Raw genomic sequence first — 17873 nt, 5'->3', positions numbered from 1 at the left:
GGCACCGGAGGAGACGGTCGGTGACCGGGGCGGGTCAGGAGGCCGGGGCCGCCGCGTCCGCCGCCTGCGCGCGCAGCGCGCGCTCCACACCCGCACGGGACTCCGACACCAGACGGCGCAGCGCCGCGTTCGGTTCGGCCGCGGCCAGCCAGGCGTCCGTGGCGTCCAGGGTCTCCCGGGAGACCAGCAGCGAGGGGTAGAGGCCCACCGCGATCTGCTGCGCGATCTCGTGGCTGCGGGTGTCCCACACCTCCTTGACCGCCGCGAAGTACTTCTCCGCGTACGGCGCCAGCAGCTCCCGCTGGTCCGTCTGCACGAACCCGCCGATCACCGCCTCCTGCACCGCGTTCGGCAGGTCCGAGGACTCCACCACCGAAGCCCAGGCCTCCGCCTTGGCCTCGGCGGTCGGGCGGGCCGCCCGGGCGGTGGCCGCGTGCCGCTGGCCCGCCGCCGTCGCGTCCCGCTCCAGCTCCGCGGCGATCTCCGGCTCGTCGGCGCGGCCGGTCGCCGCCAGCCGCTCCAGGAACGCCCAGCGCAGCTCGGTGTCGACGACCAGGCCCTCCACCGTCCCGGTGCCGGCCAGCAGCCCGGCCAGGAAGTCCAGCTGCTCCCCGGTCCGCGCGGTGGCCGCGAAGGCCCGCGCCCACGCCAGCTGGTGGTCGCTGCCCGGCTCGGCCGACCGCAGGTGGCCCAGGGCCGCCTCGGTCCAGGCGGCCAGCCCGGTCGGGCGCCACTCGGGGTCCCCGTACAGGTCGATGGCGAGCTTGACCTGGCGGTGCAGGGACTGCACCACGCCGATGTCGGACTCCTTGGCGATCCCGGACAGCACCAGGTCCAGGTAGTCGCGGGTGGCGAGCTCCCCGTCCCGGGTCATGTCCCAGGCCGAGGCCCAGCACAGGGCGCGCGGCAGCGAGGCCTCGAAGTCGCCCAGGTGCTCGGTGACCGCGGCCAGCGACACCGGGTCCAGCCGGACCTTGGCGTAGGACAGGTCGTCGTCGTTGAGCAGCACGATGTCGGAGCGGTGGTGCCCCACCAGCTCCGGGACCTCGGTCAGTTCGGCGGCCGCGATGTCCAGCTCCACCCGGCGCTCGCGCAGCAGCTTGCCGCTCATCTCGTCCAGCGAGTAGCAGCCGATCGCGATCCGGTGCGGGCGCAGCACCGGCTCGCCCTTGGCGCCGGCGGGCAGCGCCGGGGCCTCCTGGCGGACCTTGAACGAGGTGATCACCCCGTGCTGGTCCGTCTCGATCTCCGGGCGCAGCACGTTGATGCCGGCCGTCTCCAGCCATGCCTTCGACCAGGCGGTCAGATCGCGGCCGGAGGTCTTCTCCAGAGCGCCCAGCAGGTCCGACAGGCGGGTGTTCCCGAAGGCGTGCGCCTTGAAGTACGCCTGCACGCCCTTGAAGAACTCGTCCATGCCCACGTAGGCGACGAGCTGCTTGAGCACCGAGGCGCCCTTGGCGTAGGTGATCCCGTCGAAGTTGACCAGGACGTCGTCCAGGTCGCGGATGTCCGCCATGATCGGGTGGGTGGACGGCAGCTGGTCCTGCCGGTACGCCCAGGTCTTCATGGAGTTGGCGAAGGTGGTCCAGGAGTGCGGCCACTTCGACGCGGAGTGGTAGGCCTGGCAGGCGATCGAGGTGTAGGTGGCGAAGGACTCGTTCAGCCAGAGGTCGTTCCACCACTCCATCGTCACCAGGTCGCCGAACCACATGTGGGCCAGCTCGTGGAGGATGGTCTCGGCCCGCACCTCGTACGCCGCGTCCGTCACCTTCGACCGGAACACGTACTGGTCGCGGATGGTGACCGCGCCCGCGTTCTCCATCGCCCCGGCGTTGAACTCCGGCACGAACAGCTGGTCGTACTTGGCGAACGGGTAGGCGTAGTCGAACTTCTCCTGGAACCAGTCGAAGCCCTGCCGGGTGACCTCGAAGATCGCGTCCGCGTCCAGGAACTCGGCCAGCGAGGGCCGGCAGTAGATGCCGAGCGGGACGGACTGCCCGTCCGGGCCCTCGTAGGAGCTGTGCACCGCGTGGTACGGGCCGACGATCAGCGCCGTGATGTACGTGGAGATCCGCGGGGTCGGCTCGAAGCGCCAGACGTCGTCGGCGGGCACCTCGGGGGTCGGCGAGTTGGAGATGACCGTCCAGCCGGAGGGAGCCTTCACGGTGAACCGGAAGGTCGCCTTCAGGTCGGGCTGCTCGAAGGAGGCGAACACCCGGCGGGCGTCCGGAACCTCGAACTGGGTGTACAGGTAGGCCTGCTCGTCCACCGGGTCGACGAACCGGTGCAGGCCCTCGCCGGTGTTGGTGTACGCGCAGTCGGCGACCACCTTGAGCTCGTTCGGGCCGGCCGCGAGGTGCGCCAGGGCGATCCGGGAGTCCCGGAACACCGCGGCCACGTCGAGGGACTTCCCGTTCAGGACGACCTCGTGCACGGCCGGCGCGACCAGGTCGATGAAGGTCTCGGCCCCCGCCTCGGCCGAATCGAACCGCACGGTGGTCAAGGAGGGGTAGGTACCGCCCTCCTGCGCCCCGCTGAGGTCGAGTTCGATCTCGTACGAGTCGACGGTCAGCAGCTTCGCCCGCTGCTGAGCCTCTTCACGGGTCAGGTTCGTGCCAGGCACGCGTTCATCTCCTTCGATGGTGACGTTGCCCCGCCATCCTTCCACGCGGGCGGCGCCGCCGCTCCGGAGTAATCCACGGGCGAACGCGAGGTCCGATTTCCGCCAGCCCGGCCCGGCTCCGGGCCCCACCCTGGAACCCATGACCCGATACCTCCCGCTGGCCGTCGACCCGGCCGCGCTCGCCCGGCTCCGCGACCGGGACGACGCCGGCCGGCCCTGCCGCCCCTACACCGACGAGGAGGGCGGCGCCCCGCTCCGCTGCTGCCTGCGCCGCTCGACCCCCGGCGACCGGATCGCCCTGATCGCCTACGCCCCGCTGCGCCGCTGGGCCGCCCGCACCGGCGCGGACCCCGGCGCCTACGACGAGCAGGGCCCGGTCTTCGTGCACGCCGCCGACTGCGGCGGACCGGACCCGGACCCGGCCGGCGGCCCCTTCGCGACCCCCGGCGCGCTGCGCACCGCCCGCCGCTACGCGGCCGACGGCCGCATCCTGGGCGGCCGGGTCCTCGACCTGGGCCCCGACCCGGACCGGGTGGTCACCGCCGCCCTGGACGAGGCCTTCAGCGACCCCGAGGTGGCCCTGGTCCACCTCCGCTCCGCCGAGTACGGCTGCTTCCTCTACGAGGTGCGCCGCCCCTGACGGGCCGGCGCGCCCGGGTACGCCGGAGGGGCGGCACCCGGTGGGTGCCGCCCCTCCGGCGCGTGCGGGTCAGGCGGTGAGTTCCTCGGCGACCAGTTCGGCGATCTGGACCGCGTTCAGGGCGGCGCCCTTGCGCAGGTTGTCGTTCGAGAGGAACAGGGCGAGGCCGTTCTCGGCGGTCTCGTCGACCCGGATCCGGCCCACGTAGGAGGCGTCCTTGCCGGCCGCCTGGAGCGGGGTCGGGATCTCGGAGAGGACCACGCCCGGCGCCTCGCCCAGCAGCTCGTAGGCGCGCTCCACGCTGATCGGGCGCTCGAAGCGGAGGTTGACCTGGAGGGAGTGCCCGGAGAACACCGGCACGCGCACGCAGGTGCCGGAGACCTTGAGCTCCGGGATCTCCAGGATCTTCCGGGACTCGTTGCGGAGCTTCTGCTCCTCGTCGGTCTCGAAGGAGCCGTCGTCGACGATCGAGCCGGCCAGCGGCAGCACGTTGAAGGCGATCGGGCGCTTGTAGACGCCCGGCTCGGGGAAGTCCACGGCCCCGCCGTCGTGGACCAGCGCGGTGGCCCCGTCGGCGACCGCGCGGACCTGCCCGTCGAGCTCGGCCACGCCCGCGAGGCCGGAGCCGGACACGGCCTGGTAGGTGGTGGCGACCAGGGCGGTCAGACCGGCCTCGTCGTGCAGCGGGCGCAGCACCGGCATCGCGGCCATGGTGGTGCAGTTCGGGTTGGCGATGATGCCCTTGGGCCGGTTCCGGACCGCGTGCGGGTTGACCTCGGAGACGACGAGGGGGACCTCGGGGTCGCGGCGCCAGGCGGAGGAGTTGTCGATCACCACGGCGCCCTGGGAGGCGACCTTCTCGGCGAGGGCCTTGGAGGTCGCGCCGCCGGCCGAGAACAGCACGATGTCGAGGCCGGTGTAGTCGGCGGTGGAGGCGTCCTCGATGGTGATCTCGCGGCCCTCCCACTCGATCGTCGAGCCGGCCGACCGGGCCGAGGCGAACAGCCGCAGCTCGTCCACGGGGAACTTCCGCTCCGCGAGGATGCCGCGCATGACTCCGCCGACCTGTCCGGTGGCTCCGACGATTCCGACCCTCACGGTGACTCCTTCTGGTACGTACAGCTGGGGCAAGCCTGCTCCATCATGCGGGCGACCCCGGGCCGCTTGTCCAATCGATTGTCCGCAGTACGGACGACCGGTCCCGCGCCGCCGATCAGCGGCGGACCTCCAGGGTCCATTTCCCTCCGGAGCGGATGCCGACCGGGCCGGAGGGCACGGAGTACGTCCCGGGCTCCGTGCCCAGCCGGTCCACCGGGAACAGCCGCTCGTCGAGGGCGAACAGCACCGGACCCGAGGTGTCGGCCCGGTTCCCGCGCCGCACCTTCACCTTCGCGGCCGGCCCGTCGTGCACCACCACCGCCCAGCCCTCACCGGATAGCTTGCGGCCGAGCCGGGCGGCTTCGGCCAGTGGGCGCGCCTCCAGCCGCCACTCGCACTCGACGGTCGCCTTCACCATCACCAGGCACCAGCCCTCGGGGCCGACCGGCAGCGGACCGGCCATCGGCAGCCCGGGGCGGAGCTCCCCGGAGAGGTGCGCGGAGCCGTCCGGCTGGACGACGTGCACGGCTCCCGTAGCCTCCTTCGAGCCGGTGGCCCGGGCCCGGATCAGGGCGGGCGGGCCCGTGTAGCGGAACACGGTGTGGCCCCGGCCCCGGACCGGGCCGGCCAGCGGGTCGAGGACGGTGAGCGGGCGGAGGGTCATCCGCCAGCCGGCGGGCGCGTTCACGCTCACCCGGAGCCGGGGGCGGGCGTCCCGGAAGGCCACCGTGCGTCCGTGGCGGCCCCCGCCGACGACCATCGGGAGGCTGCCGTCCCCGTGCTCGCGCCACAGGGTGAAGTAGTCGAACCCGTCGGTGGCGGGCTCGGCCTCGAAGTCGAGTACGGAGGGCCGGCCGGGGGCCGGGTTCAGCAGGGTGACCTGGGCCTTGCCGCGGCCCTCGTGGACGACGGTGTCGGGTTGCGGGTCGGGTTGCGGGTCCGGCCGCGGGTCCGTGGCGGCCTTCCGCAGGGAGCGTACGGACCCGTGGGGCGCGGCCGGGGCGGTGCCGGGCACCGGCGGCTCCTGCTCCTTCGACACCTCGGTCGGCCCGGGGCCGGGGACCGGTGCGGCCGGCAGGGCGGCGGGGTCCAGCCCGAAGTCGGCGGCCAGGCCGGCGGGGCCGGTGGCGTAGCCCTGGCCCACCGCGCGGAACCGCCAGCCGCCGTCGCGCCGGTAGCACTCCCCGAGCACCAGCGCGGTCTCCCCGGCGGCGGCGGGTTCGTACCGGACCGCCGGGTCCCCGGAGCCCGCCGCCACCTCGACGGACAGCCCGTCGACCGAGCCGAAGGCGCCGTCCGCCGTGAGGGCGGCTATCAGCACCCGCCGCACGGCGGGCTCCACACCGTCCGGAAGGATCTCCAGCCGCTGGACCAGCCGCGGTCCCTCCGCCGCCCCGCCCAGGTGCCGCACCGCGCCGGAGGGGTGGCGGGGCCGGTCCCCGGTCACCACGTCGGCGTCGCCGCGGACCCGCCCGGCCTCGTCCAGCAGGACCGCCGCCACGGCCACCGGGGGACTGCCCGGCCGGGCCGTCCTGGCCACGGTGATGCGCAACGGACCTTCCGGCAGGGCGGTGTTGGCGCCCTTCGTGATGATCGTCATGACCGGATCCTGCCATGCGGTGTGACAAGTGTGTGGCGGCCGCGTTGCATGATCGCCGGCTGTCCGGATTGTCGGACCTGCAACGGTTACGGTCCGGACAGTCCCGTCCGATATCCGATATCCGGACACCGCCTGCCGAACACGGGGAGTTCCACCCATGCCCGACCACCGCCGCCGGACCACCGCGGCCGTCGCCGCCGCCACCGCCGCGGCCGCCCTGGCCCCCCTGCTGCTCACCGCCGGCCCGGCCGCCGCCCATGACCGCCACGACCGCCCGGAGAAGGCGGCCCGCAAGCTCGCCAAGGAGCTGGTGGAGGAGTCCTCCGGCCGCGGCGCCTACCGCCATCTGAAGGCGTTCCAGCGGATAGCCGACCGCAACGGCGGCAACCGGGCCGCCGGCACCCCCGGCCACGAGGCCTCCGCCCGCTATGTCCACGACACCCTGAAGAAGGCCGGGTACCGGGTCTCCTACCAGGAGTTCGCGTTCCACGAGGCGAGGACGAAGACCGAGCGGACCACCGTGCTCGGCACGGGGGGCGCCGCGGACCGCGAGCTGGCCACCGCCGCCTTCACCTTCACCAGGAACACCCCGGCCGGCGGTCTGACCGCCCCGATCGCCGCGGCCCGGGTCGACGAGACCCCCGGCTGCACCGCCGAGGACTTCCCGGCCGGCGCCTTCACCGGGAAGATCGCCCTGGTCAAGCGCGGCTCCTGCACCTTCGTGGAGAAGCAGAAGGCGGCCCACGAGGCCGGCGCCCTCGGGGTCATCGTCTACAACCACAGCGGCACCACCCCGGTCCGCGGCTCGTTCTCCACCCCGGCCGAGGGCCTGATCCCGAGCGCCGGCCTCACCCTCGCCGACGGGGAGGCGCTGGCCGCCGCCGCGGCCAAGGGCGAGGTCAAGGTCCGGCTGGACCTCGACCAGGAAGTGATCACCAGGAAGACCCGCAATGTGATCGCGGAGACCCGCGGCGGCCGCGCCGACCGGGTGGTCACCGTCGGCGCCCACCTGGACTCGGTCAAGGAGGGCCCGGGCATCAACGACAACGCCTCCGGCTCGGCCGGTCTGCTGGAGGTCGCCCTCAAGCTCGCGGACGAGACCCGCAGCCCCGCCAACAAGGTGCGGTTCGCCTGGTGGTCGGGCGAGGAGCTGGGCCTGCTGGGCTCCGACCACTACGTGGCGCAGCTGTCCGAGAAGCAGAGGAAGGACATCGCCCTCTATCTGAACTTCGACATGATCGCCTCGCCGAACCCGGTCCAGTTCGTCTACGACGGCGACGACTCGGACAGGACCGGAGCGGGCGCCGGTCCGGCCGGCTCCGCCCAGATCGAGGCCCTGATCAACGGCTTCCTCGACAAGAAGCGCAAGCCGCACGAGGGCAGCGACTTCGACGGCCGCTCCGACTACGGCCCGTTCATCGAGAACGGCATCCCGGCCGGCGGCACCTTCACCGGCGCCGAGGGCATCAAGACCGAGGAGCAGGCCCGCCGTTACGGGGGTACCGCCGGTCTGCCGTACGACCCCAACTACCACGGGGCCGGCGACACCCTGAAGAACCTGGACCTCAAGGTCTTCGACACCAATGTGGACGTCATCGCGCACGCGGTCGGCACTTACGCGCAGGACCTGAGCGGTCTGCGCCGGGGCTGACCGGAGGCGTCACCGGGGGGAAAGGTGGAGGGGCGGGTGTCCGGCAACGACCGGACCCCCGCCCCTCACTGGTTCACTGCCGGGTCACACCGTCACGGGGTGACCTTCTCGATCTGCACGCTGCCGTTGCCGGCCGCGGTGCCGCGGGAGTTGAGCAGCTGCACCTCGCCGAAGAACTGGCGGCCCTCCGGGGCCTCGCTGTTCACCAGCACGTTCGCCGAGACCTGCGCCGAGGCGCCGTTCCCGAGGTTCACCACGGCCGCGTCGTCCACCTGGATCGACCCGAGGGCCGCCGAGTAGAAGACGTCGCGGTAGTCGTAGGTGGTGGTGCCGGCCGGGACCGCGTAGCCGACGACCTCGATGGTGTAGGTGCCGGCGGCCGGGTTGGCCAGGGAGACGCTCTCCTCGGAGTCGCCGTCCGCGGAGGAGCCCACCTTCACGCCGTCACGGTAGACGTCGAGGTCGAGGTCGGCGCCCGCGTCGGAGACGTTGCCGATGGCGATGTCCAGGCGGGAGACGCCGGCACCGATGGTGACGGTGCTGGTGTGGGTCTCGCCGTCCGCGATGGTCGGCTTGGCGACCTTCGCGGAGCCCAGGGCGCCGCCCTTCAGCTTGCCGCCGGTGATGCCCGCGAAGTCGTTCTTCACGGTCCAGGTGACCGGGGCCGGGGTGCCCTGCTTGACCTCGGGGAGCACCTTGACCGCGGGGTCGAAGACGGTGCCGAGGACGGCGACGTCCAGCTTGTACTTGTTGTCGAGCAGCGGCGAGGTGCGGCGCGCCTCGACCTCGATCTCCCAGACGCCCGGCTGCGGGTTCGGGTACGACCGCAGGTCGGGGCGGCAGGTGTTCGCCGGGTTGTCGTAGTTCGGGTAGCAGCCGGTCGTGGCGGTCGGGTCGACCGGCAGACCGTAGGGGTGGATCGAGATGAACCGGGTCTGGCTGCCCGCCGCGAGCCCGCCGAGGGCGACCTCAAGGGTCTTGGCGCCCTGCGGGACCGTCACGAAGTACGACTTGTGGCTGTTGCGCTGCACCGAGGAGGAGGCGGAGAACCCGAACGCGGGCTTGGCCAGCGGAGCCGAGGCCACCACGGTGGTCAGGATCTGCTTGTCGATGCCCTCGGTGGTCTCGTCGTCCAGCTGCAGGATCGCGCTGTGCACGCCGGCGGTGCCGGCCTTGGCCTCGACCTTGATGGTGACCGGCTTGTTCAGCGGCAGGGTGACGTAGTCGTAGCCGCCCAGCACCTTGAAGGTGCCGTCGTTGTTGCGCCAGCTCAGGTCGTGACGGGTGCCGTACTTCACCCCGGTGGTGCGGGTGACGACCACGTCGTAGACCTTCTTCTGACCGGTCTTGAGGCCGCCCTCGCGGTCGTAGAGACCGGTGCCGAAGCCCGGGGTCTTCAGGAACTGGTCGATCGCGGTGTCGACCGGGGCCTTGACGGTGAACTCGTTCGCCTTGGCGCCGCGCTCGATGGACTTCCAGGCGGCCTGGATGTCCATCAGGCCGGAGCCCTGGGCGTGCGCCGGGACGTCCGCGATCTTCGTGGCGGTGCTGGTGAGCGCGGTGCGCAGGGTGGCCGGGGTGAGCTCCAGGCTCTCCTGCTTGGCGGCCGAGATCAGCAGGGCGCTGGCGCCCGCCGCCTGCGGCGAGGCCATCGAGGTGCCCTGCAGCATGCCGTAGCCGGCGGGCAGCTGGTAGCCGGCCTCGGCGACCGGGGCGCCGGGCAGCCAGGTCTGGATCGAGTTGATCGCGGCGCCGGGGGCGGTGATGGTCGGGGTGAACCCGCCGTCCTCACGCGGACCGCGCGAGGAGAAGTTGAACATGTTGTACTTCTTGGCCACGGCGGAGCCGTAGTTGGCGGCCCAGGTGTCCTTGGAGACCGAGGCGCCCACGCTGATGACCTTGTCGGCCAGCGAGGGGTCGCCGATGGTGTTGAGGCCCGGACCGGAGTTGCCGGCCGAGATGACCAGCTGGACGCCGTAGGTGTCGATCAGGCGGGTGTAGAGCTCGGCGCGCGCGTTGTTGCCGTCGTTCAGCGCCGGCAGACCGCCGATGGACATGTTGACGATGTCCACGCCCCGGTTCACGACCAGGTCGATCATGCCCTCGGTGAGCGCGACGTTGGTGCAGCCGCCGCCCCAGGAGCAGGCCCGCGAGGAGACCAGCTTGGCGCCGGGCGCGGCACCGTTCATCTTGCCGCCGAACAGGCTGTTGGCGGCGGTGATGCCGGCCACGTGGGTGCCGTGCTCGGACTCGATGACACCGACGTTGACGAAGTCGGCCTTCTTGCCGACCCAGTCACCGCCCAGCGGGTCCATCGGGACGTCCTTGCGGATCTGGATGACGAAGGGGATCCGCTCGGCGATCTCGGTGGCCGGGTTGTCCGTGCCGAAGTAGCCGATCTGGAAGCCCTCCTTGTAGGGCTTCATCGGCTCGTTGTCGGTGAAGTCGCCGTTCTGGTCGGTGTCGACGCGGACGGTTCCGGCGGCCGGGTCGTAGAGCAGGCCGAACCGGTCGGTGGTGTCCCCGTCCCGGTTGAGGTCGCCCGCCGCGTCACCGGTGGCGGTGACCGACTCGCTGAAGCGGCTCCACTGGTAGGTGCCGGCGGGCGCCTTCCAGCTCTGGCCGCCCGCGGTGAAGGCGCCGTCGGTGGGGGTGACCGGGGTGATCTGGGCGCGCCAGGTGCCGTCCGAGTCGGTGATCGGGTCGGTGGCGGTCACCCAGTCGACGATCTTGCGCTCGCCGGTGGTGGTCTTCTGGAGGGCCGGGTGCGCGATGTCGACGCCGGAGTCCAGGATGCCGATGGTGACCCCGCGGCCGTCGGCCTTGGGGTGCTTCTTCACGAAGTCCACGGCGCCCGTCTCGAAGGACGGGTTGTACGGGTTCTTCGCCGGGGTGTTCTTGTCCGGCGCCGCGAAGGCGGCGGCGGTCCGCTTGACCGTGCCGTTCTCGCGGTCGGCGTCCGGGCGCGGGTCCGGGAGCTGGATCTCGTGCCGCAGGTCGATGCCGTGCACGGAGGACAGCTTGGCGGCGGCCTTGAGGGCCGCCTCCGCCTTGTCGGTGGGCAGGGTGGCGCGGACGTAGCCGAGCTTGTCGTACGTCTGGCCCACCGAGCCGCCCTGGACGGCGTCGAGCTGCGCGGCGACCTGGCCGGTCTGGCCGGGGGCGGTGGCCACCATCACGGTGACGGTCTTCTCGCCCTTGGCCTGCGCGGCCTGGAGCAGTTCGGCGTCGGCCGAACCGAGCTTCTGGTCGGCGGACTTGACCGGGGCGGTCGGCTGCCCGGTGGCGGGCACATCGGCGCTGACCGCCGCGAAGGCGGGTACCGATCCGGTGGCCGCGAGGGCCGCCACCAGGCCGGCCGCGGCCGCGACGCGGGCGACGCGTCTGGCCGCGGGTATGGAGCCGGGGGATTCGAGGGTCATCAGCATCCCTGGTAAGTGAAAGATACGGTCCGGATTTCGGTGCCGGATGACCGGTCAGCTTTGCGCAATTGACCGGTGATTGGGGAGGGTTGCCAGGGAACCAGTGGGGTACTGGCGGACTCTCGCCAGTGCGGCGGATACGCCAGCGGGGCCGTACCGGGGCAGACCGGTACGAGCCTGGGGTGCTGAAGAATCGACTTGTCGATCGTGCGGGCTCCGGTCCTGGCTCAGACCGGACCGGGGTGTGACAACTTCGGGTCGCTCAGCGCTCGCGCGTGCGCGCGTAGTGGCGGGAGGCTTTCGCCCGGTTTCCGCAGGCGGCCATGGAGCACCAGCGCCGGGTGCCGTTGCGCGAGGTGTCGTGGAAGTGCAGCACACAGCCCTCCCCGGCGCACCGGCGGATCCGGCCCGGGCTGCCGCCCAGCAGTTCCAGGTAGTCCCGGGCGGCCGTCCAGGCCGGCCCCCAGGTCGGATCGTCGAACTCGGCCCGCTCGCCCTGCCCGTCCGTGCCCAGGGTGAGCCGGATCCGGCCGTGCTCCAGCACCCCGTCGACCAGCGCCCGGGCGCCCGGGTCGGCCGGGTCGGCGACCGCGCGGGCGATGGCCTCGCGCGCGGTCAGCAGGTGCACCAGGGTCGCGGCGTCGGCGCGGAACCGCCCGGCCAGCCCGGTGGCCTCCAGCCAGACGGCCAGCCCCTCCACCCGGGTCAGCCCGGCACCCGCGCCGGCGAACAGGTCCAGCGCCCGGCCGTCCCGCATCCAGCGGGTGTTCAGCAGGTCGAGGGCCACCGGCTCGCCGGTGAGCGGCCGCGGATCCGTCACCGTCATGGACTGCCTCCCGTCGCGAACTAACCCCTGAATCGTACGTGACCGGTTGACGCCCACTCGTCTAACCTTTAAATTGATTTTGGAAGGTTAGGAACCGGCAGGGAGAGGCAGGGGATCGTCATGACGGCCGCCGTCAGCGGGCTGCGCACCGGACACGTGGGACTGAACGTCACCGACCTGACCAGGTCGCTGGGCTTCTACCGGGATGCCCTGGGCTTCGAGAACCTCGGCGAAGGCACCGGGGAGGGCCGCCGGTTCGCCTTCCTCGGCCGGGACGGCGAGCTGCTCCTGACCCTCTGGGAGCAGGCGGACGGCGGCTACCGCCCGGCCGCCGCCGGACTCCACCACCTGGCCTTCTCGGCCGGGGACATCGAGCAGGTCCGGGCGTACGAGGCCCGGCTGCGCGAGCGCGGCGTCGCGTTCGCCTACGAGGGGGTCGTCGCCCACGGCGAGGGCGCGGCCTCCGGCGGGATCTTCTTCCACGACCCCGACGGCACCCGGCTGGAGATCTCCGTCCCGGCCGGCGCCGAGGGCGCTCCCGCGCCCGTCGAAGGGTCTCCCACCTGCGGGTTCTTCTGATGACCGGGGCATACCACCCGGGCACCCGGGCCGTTCAGGACCGGGTCGGGGTCCGGGAGCTCGCCGATCATGTGGGCCGCTCCATCGGACCCGGCATCAAGGAGGTCGCGGCCGGCTTCCTGGCCCGGCAGCCCTTCCTGGTCGTCGGCGCGGCCGACGGGGCGGGCCGGATGTGGGCCTCTCAGCTGACCGGCCGGCCCGGGTTCGTCCGGGCCACGGACCCCCGGCACATCGCGGTGGCGGGCGGTCTCCCGGCGGGCGACCCGCTGGCCGGGGCGCTGTCCCGGCCGGGCACCCGGATCGGCACCCTCGCCCTGGACCCCCGCACCCGGCGCCGGATGCGGCTCAACGGAACGGTGGAGGAGTTCCCCGGCGGCTTCGCCGTGGCCGCCGACCAGGTCTTCGCCAACTGCCCCAAGTACCTCCAGCGGCGCGAGCCGCTGCGCAGGGAGCCGGAGGGCTCCGGACCGCCGGTCCGCGGGCGCTCCCTCACCCCCGGCCAGGTCCGGGCCGTGCGGGCCGCGGACACCTTCTACGTCGCCACCACCGCCGAGGACGGGGTGGACGTCAGCCACCGGGGCGGCAACCCCGGGTTCGTCCGGACCCTCTCCCCGACCGAACTGGCCTGGCCCGACTACCCGGGCAACGCCATGTTCCTCACCCTGGGCAACCTGGCCGCCGACTCCCGGGCCGGACTGCTCTTCCCCGACTGGGAGACCGGCGCCCAGCTCCAGCTCAGCGGCACCGCCCGGACCGAGTTCGGGTCCGACGGCGGCCGGGCCGTGGTCTTCCGGATCGAGGCGGTGGCCGAGAGCCGGCCCGCCGGGCGTCTGCTGTGGACCGGCCCGGAGTACTCCCCGGCCAATCCGCCCGTTCACCGGGGCAGCACCACCAGATAGGCGGCGGGTTCGCGGTCGCCGGCTGCCGTCAGGGCGGTCCGGACGACGGCGGCCTGCTGCTCGGAGTGCTCCCGGAGCTTGCGGGGGGTGATGTGGACCACGGTCACCCCCAGCCGCTCCAGGGCCTCCCGCTTGCGGACGACCTCCGTCCACTCCTCGTCCTCGCCCTGCCGGGGGGCCCGGGTGTCCAGCTCCACCGCGACCGCGTGGTCCGGCCAGTACGCGTCCACCCCGCCCAGGTGGGGGCCGCCGGGCACCCGCAGGTCCACGTTCCACACCGGCTCCGGCAGCTGGTGCAGCCGCACCATGTCGTACAGCCGGTCCTCGGCGATCCCGCGGCCCTCGGCGAGCAGCCCCTCCACCGCGTCCACCACGTGGGGGCGGTTCAGCAGCCGGGCCACCGTCAGTTCCCTGACCAGCGCGGCCGGTTCGCAGTGCCCGCCGCGGACGGCCTCGCCGAGCAGCCGGCGGACCGTCGGGGCGTCCGAGAGCTGTCCGACCGCGTCCGCCACCGCCCGGGCCACCGGGGCCACCGGCAGTCCGGCCACCTCGTCCGGCCGCGGCGGGACCGGGGTCCGCACCAGCCGGGCGCAGCCGGCCGAGCGGAGCCGGCGGGTGGTCGGCACCAGGACGTCGATGTGCTGGAGGGCGAGCAGCGGGGGAGCGGAGGTGAACCGGTGCAGGGCGAGCGCCGCCAGCCCGGTGATCATCGCCTCGCCGCCGCGGCGCCGGGCGTAGAGCAGGACCGCGGCCAGCCGCTCCTCGCTGGTGGCCGGTCCCGCGTGGAGCAGGAACACGCCGGGCAGGATCTGCTGCCAGGGCCGCTCCGCGGCGTCGGCGGCGGTGACCCCGTGCTCGCGGAGCTGGGCGAGGGTCAGGACGCGGGGGCGGCCGCCGGTGCCGGCGAGGTGGCGGAGGGGGAGGGGGGTGTTGTGGTTCATGCCGCTGGGATGCCCGGCCTCCCTGGGCTCCCTAACCCCTGTTACACGCCCGTCGCCAAAACGGGACAAGCCGGGGCTAAAGTACGGGCGTTCGACTGCCGAGTAGGTGCGGCCCCCGCGCCCGGCACGGGGGCCGCACGGCCGGTCAGGCCGAGGCGGCGTCGCAGGCCTGCGCGGTCAGCGCGCGGGCCAGGTCGTCCCGGGCCTCCAGGACCAGTCGCCGCAGCGCCGGGGCCGCCGCCGGATGGGCGCTGAGCCAGTCGTCCGCCGCGGCCAGGGTGGCCGGGGTGGACCGCAGCGAGGGGAACAGCCCGCGGACCACGTCCATGCCGATCTGGATGGAGCGCTCCGCCCACAGCCGCTCCAGCATCGCGAAGTACGGCTCCACGTAGGGCTCCAGCAGCTCCCGCTGGGAGGGCTGCTGGAATCCCGAGATGGTGGCCTCGGCCAGCGCGTTCGACAGCGCGTCCGACTCGACCACGGCCGCCCAGGCCTGCGCCTTCACCGCCGCCGAGGGCCGGGCCGCCAGGCAGCGCACCTGGTGCCGCTTGCCCGAGGCGGTGTCGTCCCGGGCCAGCTCGGCGGCCAGCACCGACTCGTCCACCGCACCGTGCGCGGCCAGCGGGAGCAGGAAGTCCCAGCGCAGCTCCTGGTCCACGTCCAGCCCGTCGATCCGGGCGGATCCCTCCAGCAGGCCGAGCAGCAGCTGGAAGTCGCCCTCCGAGGAGGCGCTCGCCGCGAAGAACCGGGCCCAGGTCAGCTGGTGTTCGGAGCCCGGCTCGGCCAGCCGCAGCTCGTGCAGGGCACCCGCCGCCAGCTCCCGGCCGCCCTGCTCGCGCCGCTCCGGCGCCGTGTAGTGGGTGACCGCGCCGAGCGCCTGGGCGTGCAGCATCTGGAGCACGCCGACGTCCGACTCCCGGCCGGCGAAGGCCAGTACCAGGGAGAGGAAGTCGCGGGCCGGCATCAGCCCGTCCCGGGTCAGGTTCCACAGGGCCGACCAGCACAGCGCCCGCGCCAGCGGGTCGGTCACCGAGCCGAGGTGGCGGCGCAGCGTCGCCAGCGACACCTCGTCGAAGCGGACCTTGCCGTAGGTGAGGTCCTCGTCGTTGACCAGCACCAGGTCCGCGCGCTCGGCCCCGGCCAGTTCGCCGATGACCGTGCGGGCCCCGGCCACGTCCGCCTCGGCGCGCGCGTAGCGGACCAGCGAACCGTCCGTCTCCAGCCGGTAGAGGCCCACCCCGACCCGGTGCGGACGCAGTTCGGCGCCCTCCTGGAGCACCGCGAGCTCGGTGATCCGGCCCGCCGCGTCATGGGTGACCTGCGGGGTCAGCACGTTCACCCCCGCGGTCTGGAGCCAGGCCCGGGACCAGCCGGCCATGTCCCGGCCGGACACCTCCCCGAGCACCGACAGCAGGTCGTCGAGGGTGGTGTTCCCGTAGGCGTTCGCCTTGAAGTAGCGGCGGGCGCCCTCCAGGAACGCGTCCCGGCCCACATAGGCGACCAGCTGCTTGAGCACCGCCGCGCCCTTGGCGTAGGTGATGCCGTCGAAGTTGAGCTTGGCGTCCTCCAGGTCCCGGATGTCGGCGGTGACCGGGTGGGTGGAGGGCAGCTGGTCGGCCCGGTAGGCCCACGCCTTGCGGTTGTTGGCGAAGGTCACCCAGGCCTGGTCGAAGCGGGTGGCCTCGACCTGCGAGAAGGAGCCCATGAAGTCCGCGAAGGACTCCTTCAGCCACAGGTCGTCCCACCACTTCATGGTGACCAGGTCGCCGAACCACATGTGGGCCATCTCGTGCAGGATCGTGTTGCAGCGCCGCTCGTAGGAGGCCCGGGTGACCTTGCCGCGGAAGATGTACTCCTCGCGGAAGGTGACCATGCCCGGGTTCTCCATCGCCCCCAGGTTGTACTCGGGGACGAAGGCCTGGTCGTACTTCCCGAACGGGTAGGGGAAGTCGAAGTTCTCGTGGAAGAAGTCGAAGCCCTGCTTGGTGACGAGGAAGATGTCCTCCGCGTCGAAGTGCTTCGCCAGCCCCTTGCGGCACATGGCCCCCAGCGGGATCGTCAGGTCCCCGCGGGTGTAGCTGTCCGTCACGTAGTGGTAGGGGCCGGCCACCACGCAGGTGATGTACGTGGAGATGGGCGCGGTCTCGGCGAAGACGCGGGTCAGCCCGTCCTCGGACCGGGCCTCCTCGGCGCCGTTGCTCCACACCTGCCAGCCCTCGGGCGCGGTCACCTCGAACCGGTAGGGCGCCTTGAGGTCGGGCTGCTCGAAGTTGGCGTACACCCGCCGGGCGTCGGCCGGCTCGTACTGGGTGTAGAGGTAGACCTCGCCGTCCTCCGGGTCCACGAACCGGTGCATGCCCTCGCCGGTCCGGCTGTACGCGCAGTTCGCGTCCACGACCAGGACGTTCTCGGCGGCGAGCCCGTCCAGGGCGATCCGGGTGCCGTCGAACACGGCGTCGGTGTCCAGCTCCCGGCCGTTCAGGGTGACCGTGTTCACCGAGGGGGCGATCAGGTCGGCGAAGCTGCCGCCGCCCGGCACGGCCGCCCGGAAGCGGACGGTGGTCACCGAGCGGAAGGTGCGCGGACCGTCGGCCGGTTCGGCCTCGTCCACCGCCGACCTGAGGTCGAGGGACACCTCGTACCCGTCGACGGACAGCAGCTCGGCCCGTTCTCGGGCCTCCTCGCGGGTCAGGTTCTCTCCGGGCACTGGCACTCCTTCGTGCGATCAGCCTGTGGTCCATTCGAATCCTCCCACGGGGAATGCGCGCCGCTCCCGGCCGGTTGGCCTGGGGGAAAGCACGCAGGAGTCCGTTTCGAGGAGTGCCATGTCCCAGACCCAGGTGAGCGAGAAGACCCCCGTCGACTTCTGGTTCGACCCGCTGTGTCCCTGGGCGTGGATGACCTCGCGGTGGATGCTGGAGGTCGAGAAGGTTCGCGAGGTCGAGATCCGCTGGCACGTGATGAGCCTGGCCGTCCTCAACGAGGACCGGCACGACGAACTCCCCGAGGTCTACCGCGAGCTGCTCAGCAGCAAGGGCTGGGCGCCGGTCCGGGTGGTGGTCGCCGCCCAGCAGAAGCACGGGGACGAGGCCGTCGGCAAGCTGTACACGGCGCTCGGCACCCGCTTCCACAACAACGGCGAGGGCCCGACCCGGGAGGCCATAGCGGGCGCCCTGGCCGACGCCGGCCTGCCGGCCGAGCTGATCGAGCACGCGGACTCCGACGAGTACGACGCCGAGCTGCGCGCCTCGCACGCGGACGGTATCGGCCGGGTGGGCCAGGAGGTCGGCACCCCGGTCATCTCGGTGCCCGGCGCGGACGGGGAGGTCGCCTTCTTCGGCCCGGTGGTCACCCCGGCCCCGCGTGGCGAGGCGGCCGCCCGGCTGTGGGACGGCACCCTGCTGGTGGCGTCCACCCCGGGCTTCTTCGAGATCAAGCGCACCCGCACGGCGGGCCCGTCCTTCGAGTAGCCCGGTGGCCCCGCCGCCCGGCGGTACCGCGAACACAGCCGACCCCCGTGAGTCACGTCCTCACGGGGGTCGGCCGTTGGAAACGCCCGTACGCGAAGGTTGAGAAGACGATCACGAGGCGGGC

Annotated in this window: 12 protein-coding genes; 5 read left to right on the top strand and 7 right to left on the bottom strand. The window is 72.8% G+C overall.

Annotated elements, in window-relative coordinates; translation table 11 throughout:
* Positions 1–34 precede the first annotated feature (34 nt).
* Positions 35–2623, bottom strand: coding sequence for an aminopeptidase N (gene pepN, locus ACZ50K_RS03880; protein WP_468897029.1), 2589 nt, complete (start codon positions 2621–2623; stop codon positions 35–37).
* A gap of 139 nt (positions 2624–2762) precedes the next feature.
* Here pepN (ACZ50K_RS03880) and ACZ50K_RS03875 point away from each other — a divergent pair, with 139 nt between their 5' ends.
* Positions 2763–3263 carry a DUF1203 domain-containing protein gene (locus ACZ50K_RS03875; protein ID WP_468897027.1) on the top strand — a complete coding sequence of 167 codons (501 nt, stop codon included), beginning with the start codon at positions 2763–2765 and terminating at the stop codon, positions 3261–3263.
* Between the two features lie 69 nt (positions 3264–3332).
* On the opposite strand, the gene ACZ50K_RS03870 is transcribed toward ACZ50K_RS03875, so the two are convergent.
* A complete protein-coding gene (locus ACZ50K_RS03870; protein ID WP_468897025.1) occupies positions 3333–4361 on the bottom strand; it encodes an aspartate-semialdehyde dehydrogenase in 1029 nt (342 codons plus the stop codon).
* A 115-nt stretch (positions 4362–4476) separates the two neighbouring features.
* A complete protein-coding gene (locus ACZ50K_RS03865) occupies positions 4477–5961 on the bottom strand; it encodes a TerD family protein (protein ID WP_468897023.1) in 1485 nt (494 codons plus the stop codon).
* 157 nt (positions 5962–6118) lie between these two features.
* Here ACZ50K_RS03865 and ACZ50K_RS03860 point away from each other — a divergent pair, with 157 nt between their 5' ends.
* Positions 6119–7612: a M28 family peptidase gene (locus ACZ50K_RS03860; RefSeq protein WP_468897021.1), complete on the top strand. Its 1494-nt coding sequence runs from the start codon at positions 6119–6121 to the stop codon at positions 7610–7612.
* A 92-nt stretch (positions 7613–7704) separates the two neighbouring features.
* Here ACZ50K_RS03860 and ACZ50K_RS03855 read toward each other — a convergent pair whose 3' ends face one another.
* Both ACZ50K_RS03855 and ACZ50K_RS03850 read right to left on the bottom strand, forming a co-directional pair.
* Positions 7705–11034, bottom strand: a complete 3330-nt coding sequence (locus ACZ50K_RS03855) for a S8 family serine peptidase (RefSeq protein ID WP_468897019.1) — start codon at positions 11032–11034, stop codon at positions 7705–7707.
* Positions 11035–11296: 262 nt separating this feature from the next.
* On the bottom strand, positions 11297–11860 hold the full coding sequence (locus tag ACZ50K_RS03850) for a CGNR zinc finger domain-containing protein (protein WP_468897017.1): 564 nt from the start codon (positions 11858–11860) through the stop codon (positions 11297–11299).
* Between the two features lie 120 nt (positions 11861–11980).
* Between ACZ50K_RS03850 and ACZ50K_RS03845 the strand changes: the two genes are divergently transcribed.
* Both ACZ50K_RS03845 and ACZ50K_RS03840 read left to right on the top strand, forming a co-directional pair.
* A complete protein-coding gene (locus tag ACZ50K_RS03845; RefSeq protein WP_468897015.1) occupies positions 11981–12439 on the top strand; it encodes a VOC family protein in 459 nt (152 codons plus the stop codon).
* Complete coding sequence (locus tag ACZ50K_RS03840; RefSeq protein ID WP_468897013.1) at positions 12439–13338, top strand: pyridoxamine 5'-phosphate oxidase family protein; 900 nt, start codon at positions 12439–12441, stop codon at positions 13336–13338. Before ACZ50K_RS03845 ends, ACZ50K_RS03840 begins: the two co-directional genes overlap by 1 nt.
* Here the strand turns inward: ACZ50K_RS03840 and ACZ50K_RS03835 are convergent.
* A complete protein-coding gene (locus tag ACZ50K_RS03835) occupies positions 13314–14279 on the bottom strand; it encodes a hypothetical protein (RefSeq protein ID WP_468897011.1) in 966 nt (321 codons plus the stop codon). The two genes, ACZ50K_RS03840 and ACZ50K_RS03835, sit on opposite strands and share 25 nt — an antisense overlap.
* Positions 14280–14424: 145 nt before the next feature.
* A complete protein-coding gene (gene pepN / locus ACZ50K_RS03830; protein ID WP_468897009.1) occupies positions 14425–16986 on the bottom strand; it encodes an aminopeptidase N in 2562 nt (853 codons plus the stop codon).
* A 118-nt stretch (positions 16987–17104) separates the two neighbouring features.
* On the opposite strand from pepN (ACZ50K_RS03830), the gene ACZ50K_RS03825 reads away from it, so the two are divergent.
* Positions 17105–17749 (top strand): mycothiol-dependent nitroreductase Rv2466c family protein, encoded by a 645-nt coding sequence (locus tag ACZ50K_RS03825; protein ID WP_468897007.1) that lies wholly within the window; start codon positions 17105–17107, stop codon positions 17747–17749.
* Positions 17750–17873: the final 124 nt, after the last annotated feature.

This window comes from Streptomyces sp. NPDC033845, from assembly GCF_055576225.1.
The sequence above is the reverse complement of the archived record's forward strand: the minus strand, read 5'-3'. Positions and strand labels throughout refer to the sequence as shown.